This window comes from Butyrivibrio sp. VCD2006 (assembly GCF_000423925.1).
In the GTDB taxonomy this organism is placed as follows: domain Bacteria; phylum Bacillota; class Clostridia; order Lachnospirales; family Lachnospiraceae; genus Butyrivibrio.
The window spans coordinates 73563-91955 of sequence record NZ_AUIX01000022.1; the positions used below are offsets into that span (position 1 = coordinate 73563).

The following is an 18393-nucleotide window of genomic DNA, read 5'->3' on the forward strand; positions in this document are numbered from 1 at the left end:
ACAGGAATATTATCAAATAATTATGAATGATTTAGCAATTATAATAGCACTTACAGGAAGAATAGAAGACAGTATAAATGAAATAGGGACAGTAATTGAATCATTTTCAGATGTTGATGGAATTCAATTGGTGTTTGCTTATGATGATAAAAAATGGGAATCTATTCCTATTATGCAATTACTGGAAATGAAGGTTGATGATGCTAAAAAGATAATTACATCAAAACATGAAACATTAGCGGGCTTATATAATAATGTTTTAAAAGAAATAGAGGCTGAATTTGTTTCTTTTTGGCAAATAGATACGGATAATATTTCTGATAGAATAAAAATATATTGTGATTATTCTAAAACAGACGAGTTAGAAAATATTAATTTTATTCAGAGAGAAATAAATAAGACTGTTATCCCTAGTGATATGAATAGATACGGTTTGCTCCAAACAGGAATCTATTATTCTGTTGATGATTTCATAATACGTAGATCATATTTGCTAAAAAATTCGTTTAATGAAACGAAACTTTTACGTAATGACTTTTTTAGAGAATGGGTTTTACGGAATTCTAGAATAGAAAATTTTTCGTGTATTGGTCATCTAGGTGCACCAAGAAAGAAATATAATAAAAAGACTGCGAAAATTGCTTCAAAAGATTTAATTGAACGTTACATTATAAGGTGTGGGGCTAATAATGGTAATATTGAACAAATTAATGAAAACTTTGTAAATGATTTGAAAGATTATGAAGCAGAAGAGGTAGCTAAGTATTTAGATTGTAAAAATCAGAATAAACCTGGAACAAAGTATAAAATTATGATATTAGGGGGGTATTGGGAATATCATCATAATCAAATTGTTTTTATGAATTATTTTGAAAGAGTTGCAGGGAAAAGATTTGCAACTTTCAATGTTAAGTTGGATAGTGAGTGCCTGCCAACAGATTTAATAGGTTATGACTTAGTGATATTCACAAGGACCAGAAGTGAAAATGCTATAAAATTAGTTGAATATTGCAACAAGCATGAAATTACTTCTTTATACATGTTAGATGACAACTGGTTTTCTATAGCAAATGATTTTCCTGAGTATGGGGACATTTTTACCGAGGGTAAGCCGGAATATGATAATTTTATAGAAATTGTGAAAAAATGTGATGGCGTCTGGTACTTCAATGATTTTATAAAGCAAGATTTAGAAAAATACGCTTCTAGATTTATTCAATCAAGAATTAGCGTGGACAATAGTTTATTTGTTTCGGAAAGAAAACAGATTGATAAAAAAGGTAAATATATTATTGGATATAGTGGATCATTGAGATATGATGATACTGCATTTAAAGCATTAGCAAAAGTGGCCAAGGAAAATGATAATGTCATTGTTGCTTTAGTTGGAAATATGAGTGAAAAGCAATTGGAGTATTTCAAAGGCGTTGAAATTATAACAGTACCATTTTCGTCATATTCAATATATGCCAAAAGAATATCGGAGATTAAGCCAGACTTGTTGGTTGCTCCACTTGACTCTTCAAGAACGTCACAATCGAAATGTTATAACAAGTATGTTGAAAGTGGAGTGATTGGTGCTGCTTGTATTTTTTCAAATGTTAAACCATATACGGATGTTGTGAAAGATAATTATAATGGATTCTTGCTTGATCAAAATACTGAGGAAGCATGGTTTAATAAGATAAATGAAATAATAGCTGATTCCGATTTATTGGATAGAGTTAAGAATAATGCTTATGAGGACGTAATGAAGAACCATACAGTTGATGCAGTTCTTCCTATTGTACTTCACAATATAGAGGTTGTAATCAATGAGTGGAAATAGAATTTATAAAATAGGTTTACTATCACATACGGGTTCCTTGGGTGGAGCTGAAAGAATGCTATATAATATGGCTCAACTCCTAAGGAAAACAGATAAATTTGAACCAATAATGATTATTCCGGCTTTAGATGAAAGCCCATTAGCACAATTGTGCGGAGAAACAATTGAGTATAAGAAAATAGAGGCTTTGCCTGTATACATTTGTTTAAATGAAGATGAGGAGAGCTTATTCTCATCACTTACCTTAAGAATTAAGCAGGATATTTATCAGATAATTGAAGACTACGATATAGACTTGTTGATTAGTAATACGCAAGTCAGCTTGTGTGGAGTGATGGCCGCTTATGAAGCAGGGATTCCTGTTATAGTATGGACTCACGGTATTTTTGATCCATTTTTGCTTGGAAATAAATATGACTCAAAAATGAGGCTTCTTTTTGATAGGATTGTTTACGAATTATGTGACAATGTAATTTTTTGTTCAAGTTGGACAAAAGATTATTATGCTAATTTCCTAGATGATAACAGAGGCGTTGTAATAAATAACTGGTCGCAAAAAATGTCGAATGAATTAGTAAGAAATAATACTACTACTTTCATTTGTCTTAACTCATTTGAAAAAAATAAGGGAATTATAGATTTATTACATGCAGCAAAAATTGTTAAGGAAAAAGGATATAAATTTGAGGTTCACTTATACGGTAAAAATGAGTCAGATTATGAAAAAGAAATAGAACATTATATTGATAAAAATGACTTACATGAAAATATTGTTTTGAACAAAAAAACTAAGAATATTCAAAAAGCATATGCATCAGCATGTTGCTTAATACAACCATCATTTTTGGAATCCTTTGGATTGACTATTATTGAAGCTATGTCTTATGGAGTTGTGCCTATATCATATAGAAGCGGAGGCCCTGATAGTATTATTGATGATGGATTTGATGGATTCCTTATAGATCGGGGTGATTACTCTGGCTTAGCAGATAAAATGATCTTTGCATTGGAGAATCCAAGTAAGATCGAAGAAATGTCCAGTAATGCTAAATCTTCTTTTGAATTGAAATATTCTGAAGATACAGCTAAAGAGCAGATTGTTAGTTTATTGCATAAGACATTAAAGACTCCAAGTAAAGATACATATCAAAAAGAGTTTGTATATGATCTTATTAAGTTATATTTATTGAAAGGACATGTTAAAACGGTAGGAGGGTCGAGTCTTCAGGCAATAGATACTCATCGCATAGGTGTATCTGAAAGGCTTACAAAACCCTTGATGTATGATGTTCGGTTTTCAATAGATAAAATATCAAGGATATATATTATTCTTACTTCTTACGCCACTAGTAATGCTAAAGGAAGTGTAACGGTGTCATTATTTGATGGTAAAAGAAAGTTGGCTGAAAGTAAGGTTGAAATTAAAAAGATAGTAAATAATTTATGGACTGAGTTTGATTTTGATTCTATTGCAGTGAAAAAGGGGAAAAAGTATCGTTTATCAGTGATGTGCGAATCTGATTATGCATCTGATTATGTAGTGTATGAGAAATATCCTAAGAATAATATGCTTAAAATGACAGCATCTGCTTGGAGAAAGATTTGGGGTAGAAAATATTCTCTACTATATCAAGCTGAGTAAAGTGATAACAGATATAATAAATTCTGAAGTTCCTAATGAATAGTTTTGTGAATTATTCATTGGGAATTTGTTATAAAAGAAAAACAATATATTTATGGTGACGTAATGATTGATTGCATGATTGAAAAAGAAAGGGCGGATAAAACAGTCAATATTGACGTTATAAGGATTTTGGCTGGATATTTTATTGTTGCTGTTCATTATTTTCTCGTAAATGGCTATTATCAGCAGATATTTGAGGGAGTGGACAAAAGCCTGTTTGTAATGACTTATATTAGGATTTTTAATACAACATGCGTTCCGCTGTTTATGATGCTGTCTGGTTATTTATTATTAAAAAAGACGGAATTCACTCGAGGTTATATTCCTAGTAGATTGAAACCATTTATTATTTATGTTATGTTTTCAATACTTAGAGGTGTTGTGGGAGTATACAGATTTCAGATTTTTTTTACAGGGAAAACATTTTTTGATATTGTTCTTGATACACTCTCTTTTGGACATGCCTGGTATATAGAGTTCTATTTTGGATTTGTTCTTTTGGTGCCGTTTATAAATAAGATATGGGCAAACTGTACTTTAAATGAAAAAAGAGTTCTTATTCTTTCGCTTGCGTTTATATCATCATTAGGTCCGGTACTTAATGTTTATAATCTTAAAGATTTAGATTGGTGGTCAATGCCATCTAAAAATGCAGAGTATAACAAAATTATTACAGATTATTGGACGTCACTATATCCCTTTTTGTATTATTTTCTAGGTGCTTATCTTAGAGAAAGATATCTAAAAATTAACAAAATGGTTCATGTATTGCTAATTTTGGTAATGACATTTTTAATATGTGTTTATACATATTGGAGAAACCTTGGAACTGTTTTTATATTAGAAAATTGGTGTAATTATCCATCCATATTTATTGTGGTGTTATCAGTATTAGTATTCAGTTTTGTTTTAAATTTGGATATTTCATTCTTGGGAAATCATTCTAGAAAAATAATAAGAGGAATATCTTCACTTATATGGGGGGGATTTCTTTCTAATGAATTTTTCCAGAATATGTTTTATCCAATTATGCAAGATTACACACTGGATTTTAAAAGTAGATTATTGACATTTTTCATATTTGTTCCAATTGTGTTTGTATGTTCACTGATACTGTCATATTTAATGGAATTGTTATATAGTTATTATGCAAGACTATTTATCAGTATTAAAAATTTATTTAAACCATAATTCAGGAAATTGATAGGAGTATAGAAATGGGAAAAATTACAATTGATAAAGATATTAATGGCATAGAGGGACTTTGTGTTATTTCTCCAACAGTTTACGGTGATGACAGAGGCTACTTTATGGAAACTTATAACGAAAATGATATGGCGGCTGAGGGCTTAAACTATAACTTTGTCCAGGATAATCAATCAGCAAGCAAGAAGGGTGTCCTTAGAGGCCTTCATTTTCAGAAGAATCATCCGCAGGATAAACTTGTAAGAGTCATTGTAGGCGAAGTATTTGATGTAGCTGTTGATTTGAGAAAAGGGTCTCCAACATTTGGCAAACATTATGGTATTTTGTTATCAGCTGAGAATAAGAAGCAGTTTCTTGTTCCTAAGGGATTTGCACATGGATTTTTGGTAGTGAGTGATTATGCTGAGTTTTGCTACAAGGTTACTGACTTCTATCATCCAAATGATGAAGGTGGACTAATGTATAATGATCCTGATATAGGGGTTGAGTGGCCTATTCCTGATGGAATGACTGAGAGTGATTTAATTTTATCTGATAAAGACAAGGTGAATTCAAGTTTCAAACAGTATTGTGAAGAACATGGCATTTGATTGGAGGGCTGGATATGAAAATTTATTTAAGACCAATAACAGAGGATGATGGTGCACTTATTGTTAAATGGCGAAATAATCCTAATGTTTCAATGCATTGCTTCAATAGAACTCCGGTAACTCTTGAATCAAATAAGAAATTCTTTCATGAACAGGTTGAGACTGGACGCTATAAGCAATATATAGTTGAAAGGATAGAAGAATTTACTGGTGTCGTAGTTTATCCTATTGCTACTGTTTATTTGAAGGATATTGATAGAATTAATAAACGTTGTGAGTTGTGCATTTTTACAAGTGATGACGAGGAGTGGAATACTGAAAGTCAGGCAATGGCAATTAAGAAATTGTTATTTATTGCCTTTGAGGAACTTGGAATGCATAAAGTTTATTCTTATGTATTTACGAGATATGATGACGAGAAACAACTTCTTGAGAGTGCTAATTTCAAAGTTGAGAATGTGCTTGAAAATGAAGCTGTTGGAATGAATGGCAAATATGATGATGCATATAGGATGGTCATATTTGATAGTGACTACAAACAAGTAGATATGGATATTTAAAAATATATTTGAGCTAGTACTGAGTAAAATGAGATATTCAAAAAATGAAATTATCAACGCCGCTTTTTGCGGCGTTTTTTCAGATGAAACTAAAAAAATATGGTATGCTGATTGAAGACAAGTAAAAGTGGCTGAGATTGGAATTTGATTCAAAAAGATCTTGCAAATGGAAAATAGATAATAAATAAGGTTCTTTGCAGACTATGTGATGTTTAAGAGGCTGATGCGTGAAGAAAGTTTCGGTTATTATTCCTATTTATAATGGGCAAAACTACATAGAGAATATCTTTTATCAGATAGGAACACAGTCTTATAAAAATTTGGAAGTTCTCCTTATTGATGATGGCTCGACTGATGATTCAGCAGAGATTGTTGCAGGAAAAATTCATCAATATGATGGTGAGAATTCGGAAAATAGTATCTCTTTTAAATTAATCACCCAATCTAACACAGGACAGGGGGGAGCCAGAAATCGCGGTATAGATGAGGCTACCGGTGATTATATTCTTTTTGTGGATCAGGATGATAGGATTAAATCTGATTATATTGAGAGACTTCTTAATGTGGCGGAGGAGAATAACTCAGACATTGTCATTTCTGGTTATGAGCATATAACTGTTGCCGGAGAGGTGAAGGAGCATGTGGAACTGATTAACAGCGAGTGGTGCCGCTTTATGAACATTACGCCCTGGGGAAAAATATACCGAAGAGATTTTGTTGAACATGAAAAGATTAGGTTTTTACCTGTGCCACTCGGTGAAGATATTTTTTTTAATGTATTGTGTTATTCGCATACTGATAAGGTGGAATTTACAAAGTACGTTGGATATCAATGGGTAATAAATGAGAATTCCGTTTCTAATACAGTTCACCGTGAAGTGAGCGATGAAACGCATATTTTAAGGCTTTTTGATGCTCTTGGCAACATGGACACAGCTGATATATGGATGAAAGATGATCAGTTTAGATTTTTTATGTTGAAAACAGGTATCTTTCATATCCTTTATGCAGCTAGTGGTACAGATGTGGATGCCCTTATAAAATATCGTAATGACATTTTTGATTGGCTTAATAAGAAAATGCCGGATATTGAGAGAAATAAGTACATTTCTTTTAGTGGACCTGAAGGAGAGAGAAGATCTGTAGCAAGACCTATATTTATTTATATGATGCTTAAAAGATTAAAGCTGGATGGCTTGTTTCTTAGGATTTTTCATAGATGCCCTTAGCAATCATGATGTATGGCATAAGGATAAGCTTGTAAGAATTGTGGCTGCGATTAATGTTAAGCAGACGAGAGGTTTTTCAATATGACAAAAACATTTAATACTACCGCGGTCTGTATACCGGAAAAACATTATATGGTAGATGTTTCAGATACTATAGAGAAGATTAAGGCGCTGGTTGATTCCGGGAAGTATTTTACAATCAATAGAGCCAGACAATACGGTAAAACCACAACGCTTACTGCTTTAAGAAAAGTCTTGGAGCCGGATTATGTAGTTATAAGCTTGGATTTTCAGGGGATAGGTAATGCTGGATTTAAGACAGAGCAGACGTTTACGCAAGAGCTTTCAAGACTGATTTTGGGTAAGAAGAGAAGTGGTTTGATAATACCTGAAGTAATAGAGAATGAATTATCAGATTATATATCCAAAAAAGAGAATAAAGCTAAGCTGGGAGAGCTTTTTGATACTTTTACTGAGTGGTGTTCTATTTCTGAAAAGGAAATAGTTATGATTATTGACGAGGTGGATAGCGCTACCAATAATCAGGTGTTCCTTGATTTTCTTGGGCTACTGAGAGAGGGATATATCAGGAGAGACGCAGAGGGAGTAGAAACCTTTAAAGCAGTGATCCTTGCCGGTGTTACAGATGTCAAGCATCTAAAAAGTAAACTTCGTACTGAAGATCAACACAAAGTGAATAGTCCATGGAATATTGCGACTGATTTTAACGTAGATATGAGTCTTAAGGAAAAAGGCATAGCTCTGATGCTTGAGGAGTATAAGACTGATCATAAAATCGATTTTGACACGGCTCTTATAGCTAAGGAAATATATGAATATACTAATGGTTACCCATATCTTGTAAGTAGAATATGTCAGATAATTGATGAAAGACTTGTTCCTGAAAAAATCGAGAGTCTGGCCAAAGCATGGACCAGAGATGGTATTGATGAAGCAGTTAAGGCTATTCTCTATGATAGCAATACACTTTTTGAGTCTCTTTCTGGTAAATTGCAGAATTATCACGATTTAAAGACTGTATTAAAGAGTATTCTGATGGAAGGTGCCAGCATACCTTTTAATAACTATCAGGAAGAACTGGCACAGATGAAAATGTATGGATTCATTAATAATCAAAATGGTTCCGTTGTTATTTCTAATAGGATTTTTGAAACATTTTTATATAACCTCTTTCTTTCAGACGAGATAATGAAAAATAATGTGTTTGTTAGAGAGGGAGGGATTGCTAAGAGCCTGTTTATTAAGAATGGTAGATTAGACATGCCTTTAATTTTGGAAAGGTTTATTGCAACTTATACTGAAGTATATGGTCCATTACAAGAGAGATTCAAAGAAAAAGATGGTAGAGAGTTTTTCCTTCTTTATTTGAAACCAATCATCAATGGGACTGGTAATTATTACATAGAGGCACAGACAAGAGATCAGACAAGAACTGATATTATCGTGGACTATTTAGGTAAACGCTATATTATTGAGTTAAAAATATGGCGTGGCGATAGTCATAATGCTGCCGGAGAGAAGCAATTAACAGGGTATTTAGATTATTTTGGCGAGAAAACAGGATATATGTTAAGCTTCAACTTTAACAAGAAGAAAACACAAGGTGTTAAGAAGATTAACTATGAAGATAAGGTGTTATATGAAGCCGTGATATGAGGGTGTAATTAGCTAATATATTTTCGAATAACACCGGACTGGATATTGGAATTCTTAATAGACTATACGAAGACTGCTTTGTTTACTGCGCTAAATGTGTTCCGGTGAAAATGAATGAAAAGGGTTTATAAATATGAGTTTAAAAGATATATGCAAAGTAATTAATTTCAAAGATTTTGGTGACGAAAGGGGTAAACTTGTAGTAGTAGAAGGTGATCAATCTATACCATTCAAAATAGAGAGGGTTTTTTATATATATGATTCAGATTCTGAGGTAGTCAGAGGACAACATGCTAACCGAGAATCAGAATTTGTTCTAATAAATGTAGCCGGAAAAAGCAAAGTAAGAATTACAGATGGCAGTGAAGAACTAATTATTAACTTAGATAAACCAATGATGGGAGTATATATTCCTAAAATGATTTGGAAAGATATGTATGATTTTTCAAAAGATTCTGTGCTTCTAGTTCTGGCGAGTACTCATTATGACTCATCCGAGTATATTAGGAATTATGACGAATACTTAAAGTTAATATCAGAAAAGGGAAATAAGCAATGATAGAATATACAAGTTTATTACAAAACTATAATCTCTATAAAGAAGAGTATGAAAGTGCTGTACTAAAAGCATTTCGCTCGGGGTGGTATATTCTTGGACCGGAGCTTGATGAATTCGAGAAATCATTTGCTGATTACTTAGGCATAAAACACTGTGTAGGGTTAAACTCAGGAACTGACGCTCTTATTCTTGCTATACGAGCCTTAGGAATTGGACCGGGGGATGAAGTGATTGTACCGGCAGGAACATACATTGCATCTGTCTTGGGAATAACTGAAAATGGCGCTAAGCCTGTATATATAGATAGTACAAGCGATACTTTACTCATGGATACATCACTTATAGAAAGGGCCATTACAGATCGAACAAAAGCGATACTGCCGGTGCATCTTTATGGCCAAGCTTGTAATATGTCTGCGATTAAAGAGATAGCTGAGAAATATGACCTTTACATTATTGAAGATTGTGCTCAGTGTCATGGTGCAATGTGGAATGGAAAGTATGCCGGCACAGAAGGTACTATTAGTTGTTTCTCGTTTTATCCCACAAAACCTTTGGGCGCGCTTGGAGATGCTGGATGCATTTGTACGAATGATGATGAGTTGGCTGATAAAGTCCGTATGCTACGAAATTATGGATCAAGGGTGAAGTATCACAACGAAAGTATTGGCGTTAACAGTAGGTTGGATGAGGTGCAGGCTGCTGTTCTTTCTGTTGGCCTGAAGCATTTGGATGAAAGCAATCAGATGCGGATAGGATTTTCTGAAAGATATATGAATGAAATAAATAATCCGAAGGTAAAATTGCCGGTAACAGCAAATGAAGCCAAACATGTTTATCATTTGTTTCCGGTGTTGGTTGATGATAGGGAATCGTTTCAAAAGCATCTACTAAATAATGGAATAAAAACTCAAGTTCACTATCCAATTCCTCCATTTTTAGCGGAATGCTATATGAATACTTGTGCGGGTGTACTTAATGGGGCAGAGATCTTTCCGAATGCATATTATATAGCAAATCACGAAGTATCGTTGCCAATGTATAGTGGTATGAGTGAAGAAGATGTAGAGGCAGTAATAAATGCAGTTAATTCGTATTAAGGGTTTTTAATTGATCATAAGAGGCACTATTCTGGCTTGAAAGGTCTAGAGTAATTAGTGACGATGTTGTCTCAATGTTTTCTTTGCGCATTAAGGTATGCGGCATTAGCTGTGTACCTTATTTTGAAATATTTATGGAGGATAAAAAACCATATGGGATTTTTTCTTAATCCGGGAAATGAGAACTTCAAATCTATATTGAATGGTATTTATGTGGATAAAACCGGTATTATTGAGGCTATAAATAATACAATAAATACCTCGGATAAACTCACATGCATTAGCAGACCTCGTCGTTTCGGTAAGTCATACACAGCTAAAATGCTATGTGCTTATTATGGAAAAACATGCGATTCATCCGGCTTGTTTGACGGCAAAGATATCTCGAAGTCCCCCACATATAAAGTCCATTTAAATAAATATCATATGGTTTATCTTGATATCACCGGGTTCATTTCAAGTTCAAAAAATATAGATAACATCGTTAAGGAAATAAGGGCATCGATTATTGACGAAATATGTGCTGCTAATTCCGGAGTTACCGGCAATTCTCTTGGAGAATTGTTAGTAAATATGGTTGAAGCTTCTAAGGATAAATTCTTTTTTGTAATAGATGAATGGGATGCTCTATTTAGAGAATATAAGGAAAAGACAGAGCTTCAGGAGGAATACATAGATTTTCTCAGAGAGATATTTAAGAATGGAAACGTGACTGATAGGGCTATTGCAGGCGCTTTTATGACTGGGATTTTGCCAATCAAGAAATATGGTCATCAATCAGCTATTTCTGATTTTAGAGAATATACCATGATTCAGCCTTCGATATTTGCTGAATATGTTGGTTTCACAAAAAAAGACATTGATTACCTCTCTTCCAACTATACTGTCAATAAATCCAAGCTCAAGAAATGGTATAATGGCTATTCATTTGCAAAGGTTGGAGATGTTTATAATCCTAATTCGGTGTGCCAGGCAGTAAGAACCGGAGTTTATGATTCTTATTGGTCTAAGACAGAAACCTATGAAGCATTACTTGAATATATCAACTTGGATAAATACGGGTTGCAGGCGGATATTATCCAGATGATTGGTGGAAATGAGATGCCTGTGGATACAGCTACGTTTCAGAATGATATGACTTCCGCTCAAAACCGTGATGATGTATTGTCATTGCTCATTCATTTGGGGTATTTGGCTTATGATGCTAAAACAGGTAAGGCGCGGATCCCAAATGAGGAAATCAGGCGAGAGTTCATAAGTACTGTGCGTACCGGAAATCATGAAGCAACGACCAAAATTATCAGAAATTCTGATCAACTTATAGCAGATACTATAGATGGGAATGAAGAAGCTGTGGCCAAGGCGGTGGAAGAGGTTCATACGGCAGGTACATTTGGGATATCTCCGTTGTTCTACAATGATGAGCAAGCTTTGCGTTCTGTTGTAAAATTTGCTTATATTAGTTGTGCAAATAATTATATAAAAGTTGAAGAGCTTCCTGCAGGACGTGGATACGCTGATGTGGTGTATATTCCTAATCCCGGCGAACTGTTACCGGTACTTCTGATTGAACTGAAAATGGCTGGTAGCGTCGATGGAGCTATTAATCAGATTCATGAAAGGAGTTATCCTAAAGTTTTTGAAAACATTAAGGGAGAGGTCATTTTGTGCGGCATCAATTATGATGCCAAGACAAAGAAGCATGAATGTAAGATTGAGAAAATGATCTTTCCGCTAAATGAATAATAAGGGACGCTTTTTATAAGCTTGTGAATTAGACATTATTATGAATAAACAGTTTTTTAAGGCAAAGGATCATACCTTTACGATCTGTGCCTATGGACAAAGTGAATATATAGAAGAGTGTATCAGATCAGTAACGTCGCAGTCTCTACAGACAAACGTGATTCTTTGCACCTCCACTCCTTCGGAATATCTTGAACTTCTCACAAAGAAATATAACATTCCGTATTTTATAAATGAGGAAAAGAAGTTTAATAGCGATATTGCTACAGACTGGAACTTTGCAATAAGCTGTGCAAAGACCAGACTTGTTACCATCGCACATCAGGATGACTTATATAAAAAGGATTTTGCCAAGGAAGTCATAGAGCATTTTAATGGCACAAGAAGGCCGCTTATTGCTTATACAGATTATGCTGAGCTTAGGAATGGCGTAGAAGTTTCAAATATAAGAAATCTTAACATCAAGCGTATTATGCTGTTTCCGCTTCGCCCCAGATTCATGTGGTCTTCCAAATTTATGAGACGCAGAATGTTATCTTTGGGCTCAGCAATCTGCTGCCCATCAGTAACTTATGTGCCCGAGAATCTTACGGAGCAGTTGTTCATTCCGGGTTACAAGGGTGGAATTGACTGGCAGGCTTGGGAGAGGTTTTCAAGGCTTCAGGGAGAGTTTGTGTTTGTGAATAGTATTCAGATGGTTCATAGGATTCATGACGATTCTGAGACTACAGCATTGATTAACGGTAACACCAGAACACAGGAAGACTTCGAAATGTTCTGCAAGTTTTGGCCAAAGTGGATAGCGCGGATAATAGAGCATTTTTACAAACACAGCGAGAATTCTAATAATCTTTAGGCTGATTTGCATTGCCGTTTTTGTTTAATTATTATGTTATGCTATAATAGCATGAATGCTTATGAGGCACACATTTGACTTTGGGGAAGTTCCCTTAAATCAAAGCGATTTTGGAAAGGATTTATTATGTCAAAAAAAGCACTTATTACCGGTATTACAGGACAGGATGGTTCATACCTTGCTGAGTTTCTTCTTGAAAAGGGATATGAAGTACATGGAATGATCCGTCGCTCTTCAGTTGATTATAGAGAGAGAATAGCGCATCTCGAGGGAACTGAGAATTTCCATCTTCACTTTGGAGATCTTGGTGACTCTATGAGTATCCTTGATGTGGTTAGTACGGTAAAACCGGATGAGATTTACAATCTGGCTGCCCAGAGTCACGTGCAGGTTTCTTTTGATTCACCTGAGTTTACGGCTGATGTGGATGCCATTGGTGTTCTTAGGATACTTGAGGCGGTTCGCCTTTGTGGACTGACTGAGACATGCCGTATTTATCAGGCGTCTACATCAGAGCTCTATGGTAAGGTTGAGGAGGTTCCTCAGAATGAGAACACACCCTTCCATCCTTACAGTCCTTATGCTGTTGCCAAGCAGTATGGCTTCTGGATTGTGAAGGAATACAGAGAGGCATATAACATGTTCTGCTGCTCAGGTATTCTGTTCAACCATGAATCAGAGCGTAGAGGAGAAACTTTCGTTACAAGAAAAATAACTCTTGCTGCTGCTCGTATTGCACAGGGAAAGCAGGAAAAGCTTTACCTTGGTAACCTTGATTCACTTCGCGACTGGGGTTATGCAAAAGATTATGTTGAGTGTATGTGGTTGATTCTTCAGAATGATAAGCCTGAGGATTTTGTTATTGCTACCGGAGTTCAGCATTCAGTTCGAGAGTTTGCGACGCTTGCTTTCCATCATGCAGGAATTGAGCTTGAGTGGCAGGGCAAGGAAATTGATGAGAAGGGCATCGATAAAGCTACAGGTAAGGTTGTAGTAGAAGTGAGTCCTGATTTTTATCGTCCTACCGATGTTGTAAATCTTTGGGGTGATCCTTCCAAGGCCAAGAGAGAACTTGGCTGGAATCCTACCAAAACAAGCTTCGAGGAGCTTGTAGAGATCATGACAAAGCATGATATGGATAAGGTTGCTGTAGAACGTGCTAGTGAGAGAATTAAAACTAACCTTGCAGAATATCTTGAAAAAGGTGTAGTAAAATAATAAACCGGCTTTATTTGAAAAAGCCGGTTCCATATAGAAAGTTATGAAGAGTTTTATTCTTCTTTGATTTTTTACGTAAGTAGTTTAAAGCTTTTCTGATAAAGGCATTTTGGGGCTTTATTCCGATTTTCATATTTCTTGCATAATGCCCCCAATGCCTGCGAATGAAATCAGTGTAGCCACGGCAGCAGGTAGTGCAGATATAGTTATATTTTTTATGATATGCCTTGGATAATGCCCTAAAGTTGTCATGGAGCTTCTCATTGTGAACACCGTTAGAGTGATGGTACATATCGGTGTCACATACATAGACCTTACCGCCAAGCACTCTTGCTCTTAAACATTGCTCGACGGCATAAAGGTGCCAATTGTTACAGATATCTTCTGAGAACGGATTATTCTTAAAGTATGATGAATAACCGCCAAAGAAGCATTCATCAAATGTTTCACATTCTTCCATGTCCTGGATTCTGCTTTTGCCGACGATTTTCTTGTTTTCAAGTCCATCATAGATATTGGAAAACGTACTTTTATCATTGGCCTTCACTCCGGCAACTCCAAGGAGATCTGATTCGGATATGCGACTTAGATGAATTGCAAAGTTTTTGATGACATCAGGAGATTCGAAAATCATATCCTGGTGAGAAAAGGCCACATACTGCGTTTTTATGTTATCAAGTACGCTGTTAAAAGCTTTTGAACAGGAAGAGTACGCGTTATCAGTGTTATCAATTCCGATTATCTGCGGAATAACAGATTGTTCATTTAACTGAGATACTAATTCGTTATACTGCTTCGGATCGTTGTAACAGCATACGATGGTTATATCATTCATTTGATGACTCCTTACGGCTAAGATGCTATAAATATAATATATGTATACTACTCAAGGCAAGGTTGATCCTTTATGAATACTAAAAAGTGGGGAAAAGTAGTCTGCTTTCTGCTTGTGGAGCTTCTGCTTTTGTTTATTTCAATAATTATATACAGATATAGAATGAACAGCTTTTATGAAGCGCCGATAGAGGCTGGGCTTAAGTGGGCTCATAAGCCAAATTATGAATATATTCTATCTGCTGAAAATGATTCCGTATCTGAAGAAATTGTTTTGGATTTTCCCAATATTCAGAGTATTACCATTAATGGAACGTCGAAGGATGTTGCATCGGATGCGATGGTGAATGTAATTGTGACACATGTAGAATCCGCAACGGTGGTTGCTGACGTGTCAAAACTTGTTTCTAAGGCTTTCGATGGTGATGGGAAAAATCTTAAGATCTCGTTTTCTGATAATGAACTTACAAGTGGAAGTTATCTTGTAAGGATCATGCTGCAAAATCCGGGCGATACCAAAGTATCACTTCTTTCTAATATCAAACCCGGCATAGTCACATCATTTAATAATTCCGAGGATAAGCTGAATGTTATAACGAAAGTCAGATATGGATCTGTACAGATGATATCAGGGCTATTTGTCATCATTACTATCCTGGTGATGTTTTTTGCCGGTATCGTTTTTTTATGGGTTGATTTATGCGATATCAAAACGCTTTTCCCACTGCTTATGATCGTATTGGGAATTACTTTTCAAATTGTCATTCCTGTGGGCGGAGTCCCGGATGAAAGCTGGCATATAGATACGGCATATAAGTATTCAAACATGATGATGGGAATTGATGATTCTGCTAATCCCGGCACTATCATGAAGAGAAAATGCGATGTTATCCAATCTGACATGCTGGGTAATAATGTGGAAACTAATTCATATTACCAGCTTATGACAGGTGCTTTTAAACGTGCTGATAATACAGAACTTATGGAGGTTGGTTTTACAGATACTTCAAATCAGGTATTCGGGGTTATGTATTTTCCTATGGCACTTGGGATGACAATAGGAAGACTATTTGGGTTGTCAGCAATAATGGTGTATGTCCTTGGAAGACTGTTTGCTTTTTTCGCGTGTGCGGCACTCATGTATCTGGCGATAGTACTTATGCCGGTTGGTAAGAATATAACTGCACTTATAGCAATACTGCCAATATCTTTGCAGCAGGGTGGATCAGCATCGTATGATTCTATGCTTATCGGGGCAGGAGCAGTTTTTGCTGCTATGGTTCTTAGAGCTTTGAGCGATGATCATAAAGCCGGATGGTGGGAGACTACGCTTTTTGCTCTTACAGGCTTACTGATTGTTACCAGTAAAGGTGGAGTGTATACGCCGGTTATTTTGGCGGGTACATATTTCTTCTTTTTTAGAGGCAGGCTATCCGGATTGCGATTCAAAGGGAATGTGTGGTTTTGGCTTTCACTGGTAGGTGCTTTAATTGTATTGTGCTCGGTAGTTTTCCTTGTTTACAAGGATGCAATATTCTCCTATGCCGGAGCTAGTGCGACCGGCTATGGCGAGGAGAGTTATAGTGTTCCATATATTATTAGTAACCCCGGTTGGTTTATTCAAGTTATTGGAAACACTATCATGCAGAAGTTTGATGAATATTTCCTTGGTTTCATGGGAGGATATCTTGGATGGCTTTCAATTGACCTTGGTATGGTGTATGCAATTCCAATGTTTTTGATAGCCCTGCTTATGGCTAATGTTGAGGATGATTCTTTAACGGGATTTAAGCGTGAAAAGGTGATTCTCATCATTACAATGTGCTGCTCAATATTTCTTGTGTTGCTAGGAATGTTCCTTGCCGATACTGCATTTGGATCTGATACCGTTTCAGGTGTTCAGGGAAGGTATTTTCTTCCATTTGCAACTTTCCTGTTCTTGAACTTAGGAAATCACATGGTGAGCGTTTCGGATAAGGATGTTAAGAAGCTCTGGAAAATCGGAGCATTTGTTGAAGCTGTTGCTGTACTGCAGGTGATTGTTTATGCGTGGGAATAAGAGAGTCTGTTTTGTAATTCAGCGATATGGCGTAGATGTAAATGGCGGAGCGGAGACCTTGTGCAGAGAGTTGGCTGAGCGCCTTACCGAAAAATATGATGTTGAAGTCATCACAACTAAAGCTGTTGATTACATGACATGGAAAGATGAATATAAAGCGGATGAAGAAGAAATAAACGGCGTGGTAGTACGCCGTTTTTCTGTAAATATAACAAGGCATAGAAAGATCTTTAATATTATAAATCGAGTGTTTAAAGATGGATTTCTCCCGGGATTTATGGAGAATTTGTGGCTTACCCTTCAGGGACCACATGCACCGAAGCTTGTGGAATATATAAAGGCACATAAGGATGAGTATTATGCCTTTGTTTTTATGACATACCTATATTATCCAACAGTAAAGGGAATTCAAGTAGCAGCTGACAATGCTGTTTTTCTTCCACTCGCGCATGACGAGCCATTCCTTAAGATGAAGATTTTTGATCCTGTTTTCAAGCTGCCAAAAGCATTTCTTTTTCAAACAGAAGAGGAGCGTGATTTGGTATGGAAGCGGTTTAACAGCAGGCATGTTCCCTACAGATTTGGCGGCGCAGGTGTAGAGATTCCGGATACTGTAAGCGGGGAAGATTTCAAGAAAAAATATAAGATAGATAATTACATCATATATGCCGGAAGAATAGATGATGGTAAAAACTGTCCTGAATTATTTGATCATTTTTTAAAGTACAAAAGCGCTCATAATGAAGACCTTAAGCTGGTGCTTATAGGAAAAGCAGTAATAGATATACCTGATTCTCCTGACATTTTGTCGCTTGGTTTTGTGAGTGATCAGGACAAATTTGATGCAATTGCAGGTGCCAATTTCCTGGTGCTTCCATCAAAATTTGAAAGTCTTTCGATAGTTGTTCTGGAGGCATTTGGACTTGGAAAACCTGTGCTGGTTAACGGTGAATGCGAGGTTTTAAAGGGACATTGCGTAAAGAGCGGTGGAGGACTTTATTATACCGATTACGAGGAATTTGAAAGAGGACTTACTAAGCTACTTGGAAGTAAATCGCTTAGAGATGAAATGGGGGAGAAGGGGAGAGAATATGTACATGAGAGATTTAACTGGAATAGAATTTGCGACAATCTCTCCGAGATGATAGAGCTTGCCGGAGAAAGATAAATTAGAGCTCGTAGTGTTAAAAGCATGGAGAATTTTCTTTAGAAACATTTTATTTGTGTATAAAATTAAATGAGTTACA

The 18393-nt window shown here is 35.7% G+C and carries 15 protein-coding genes; 14 read left to right on the forward strand and 1 reads right to left on the reverse strand.

Features of this window, described 5'->3' with window-relative positions:
- Positions 1-22 precede the first annotated feature (22 nt).
- The 12 genes from G586_RS0109685 (at position 23) to gmd (ending at position 14253) form a co-directional block, all read left to right on the forward strand.
- Entirely contained in the window at positions 23-1828 is a 1806-nt protein-coding gene (locus G586_RS0109685) for a glycosyltransferase (protein ID WP_026527614.1), read from the forward strand.
- Positions 1815-3470: a glycosyltransferase family 4 protein gene (locus G586_RS0109690; RefSeq protein ID WP_026527615.1), complete on the forward strand. Its 1656-nt coding sequence runs from the start codon at positions 1815-1817 to the stop codon at positions 3468-3470. Before G586_RS0109685 ends, G586_RS0109690 begins: the two co-directional genes overlap by 14 nt.
- Before the next feature lie 117 nt (positions 3471-3587).
- Positions 3588-4703 (forward strand): acyltransferase, encoded by a 1116-nt coding sequence (locus G586_RS0109695; RefSeq protein WP_196811573.1) that lies wholly within the window; start codon positions 3588-3590, stop codon positions 4701-4703.
- Positions 4704-4729: 26 nt separating this feature from the next.
- The gene (rfbC, locus tag G586_RS0109700; protein WP_026527617.1) at positions 4730-5308 is read left to right on the forward strand and encodes a dTDP-4-dehydrorhamnose 3,5-epimerase; all 579 of its coding nucleotides are present in this window, start codon (positions 4730-4732) and stop codon (positions 5306-5308) included.
- A gap of 14 nt (positions 5309-5322) precedes the next feature.
- The gene (locus G586_RS0109705; protein ID WP_026527618.1) at positions 5323-5868 is read left to right on the forward strand and encodes a GNAT family N-acetyltransferase; all 546 of its coding nucleotides are present in this window, start codon (positions 5323-5325) and stop codon (positions 5866-5868) included.
- Positions 5869-6095: 227 nt separating this feature from the next.
- A complete protein-coding gene (locus G586_RS0109715; RefSeq protein ID WP_026527619.1) occupies positions 6096-7097 on the forward strand; it encodes a glycosyltransferase in 1002 nt (333 codons plus the stop codon).
- 81 nt (positions 7098-7178) lie between these two features.
- Entirely contained in the window at positions 7179-8774 is a 1596-nt protein-coding gene (locus tag G586_RS0109720) for an AAA family ATPase (RefSeq protein ID WP_026527620.1), read from the forward strand.
- Between the two features lie 133 nt (positions 8775-8907).
- On the forward strand, positions 8908-9333 hold the full coding sequence (locus G586_RS0109725; RefSeq protein ID WP_026527621.1) for a sugar 3,4-ketoisomerase: 426 nt from the start codon (positions 8908-8910) through the stop codon (positions 9331-9333).
- A complete protein-coding gene (locus G586_RS0109730; protein WP_026527622.1) occupies positions 9330-10433 on the forward strand; it encodes a DegT/DnrJ/EryC1/StrS family aminotransferase in 1104 nt (367 codons plus the stop codon). Before G586_RS0109725 ends, G586_RS0109730 begins: the two co-directional genes overlap by 4 nt.
- 153 nt (positions 10434-10586) lie before the next feature.
- Positions 10587-12179 carry an AAA family ATPase gene (locus G586_RS0109735; protein ID WP_026527623.1) on the forward strand — a complete coding sequence of 531 codons (1593 nt, stop codon included), beginning with the start codon at positions 10587-10589 and terminating at the stop codon, positions 12177-12179.
- 40 nt (positions 12180-12219) lie between these two features.
- On the forward strand, positions 12220-13035 hold the full coding sequence (locus G586_RS0109740; protein ID WP_035772930.1) for a glycosyltransferase family A protein: 816 nt from the start codon (positions 12220-12222) through the stop codon (positions 13033-13035).
- 126 nt (positions 13036-13161) lie between these two features.
- Complete coding sequence (gene gmd / locus G586_RS22405; protein WP_051204687.1) at positions 13162-14253, forward strand: GDP-mannose 4,6-dehydratase; 1092 nt, start codon at positions 13162-13164, stop codon at positions 14251-14253.
- Between the two features lie 10 nt (positions 14254-14263).
- Here gmd and G586_RS0109750 read toward each other — a convergent pair whose 3' ends face one another.
- A complete protein-coding gene (locus G586_RS0109750; RefSeq protein ID WP_026527625.1) occupies positions 14264-15088 on the reverse strand; it encodes a glycosyltransferase in 825 nt (274 codons plus the stop codon).
- A 72-nt stretch (positions 15089-15160) separates the two neighbouring features.
- Between G586_RS0109750 and G586_RS0109755 the strand changes: the two genes are divergently transcribed.
- The gene (locus G586_RS0109755) at positions 15161-17146 is read left to right on the forward strand and encodes a DUF2142 domain-containing protein (RefSeq protein ID WP_026527626.1); all 1986 of its coding nucleotides are present in this window, start codon (positions 15161-15163) and stop codon (positions 17144-17146) included.
- Positions 17133-18314: a glycosyltransferase family 4 protein gene (locus tag G586_RS0109760; RefSeq protein ID WP_035772932.1), complete on the forward strand. Its 1182-nt coding sequence runs from the start codon at positions 17133-17135 to the stop codon at positions 18312-18314. Before G586_RS0109755 ends, G586_RS0109760 begins: the two co-directional genes overlap by 14 nt.
- Positions 18315-18393 lie beyond the last annotated feature (79 nt).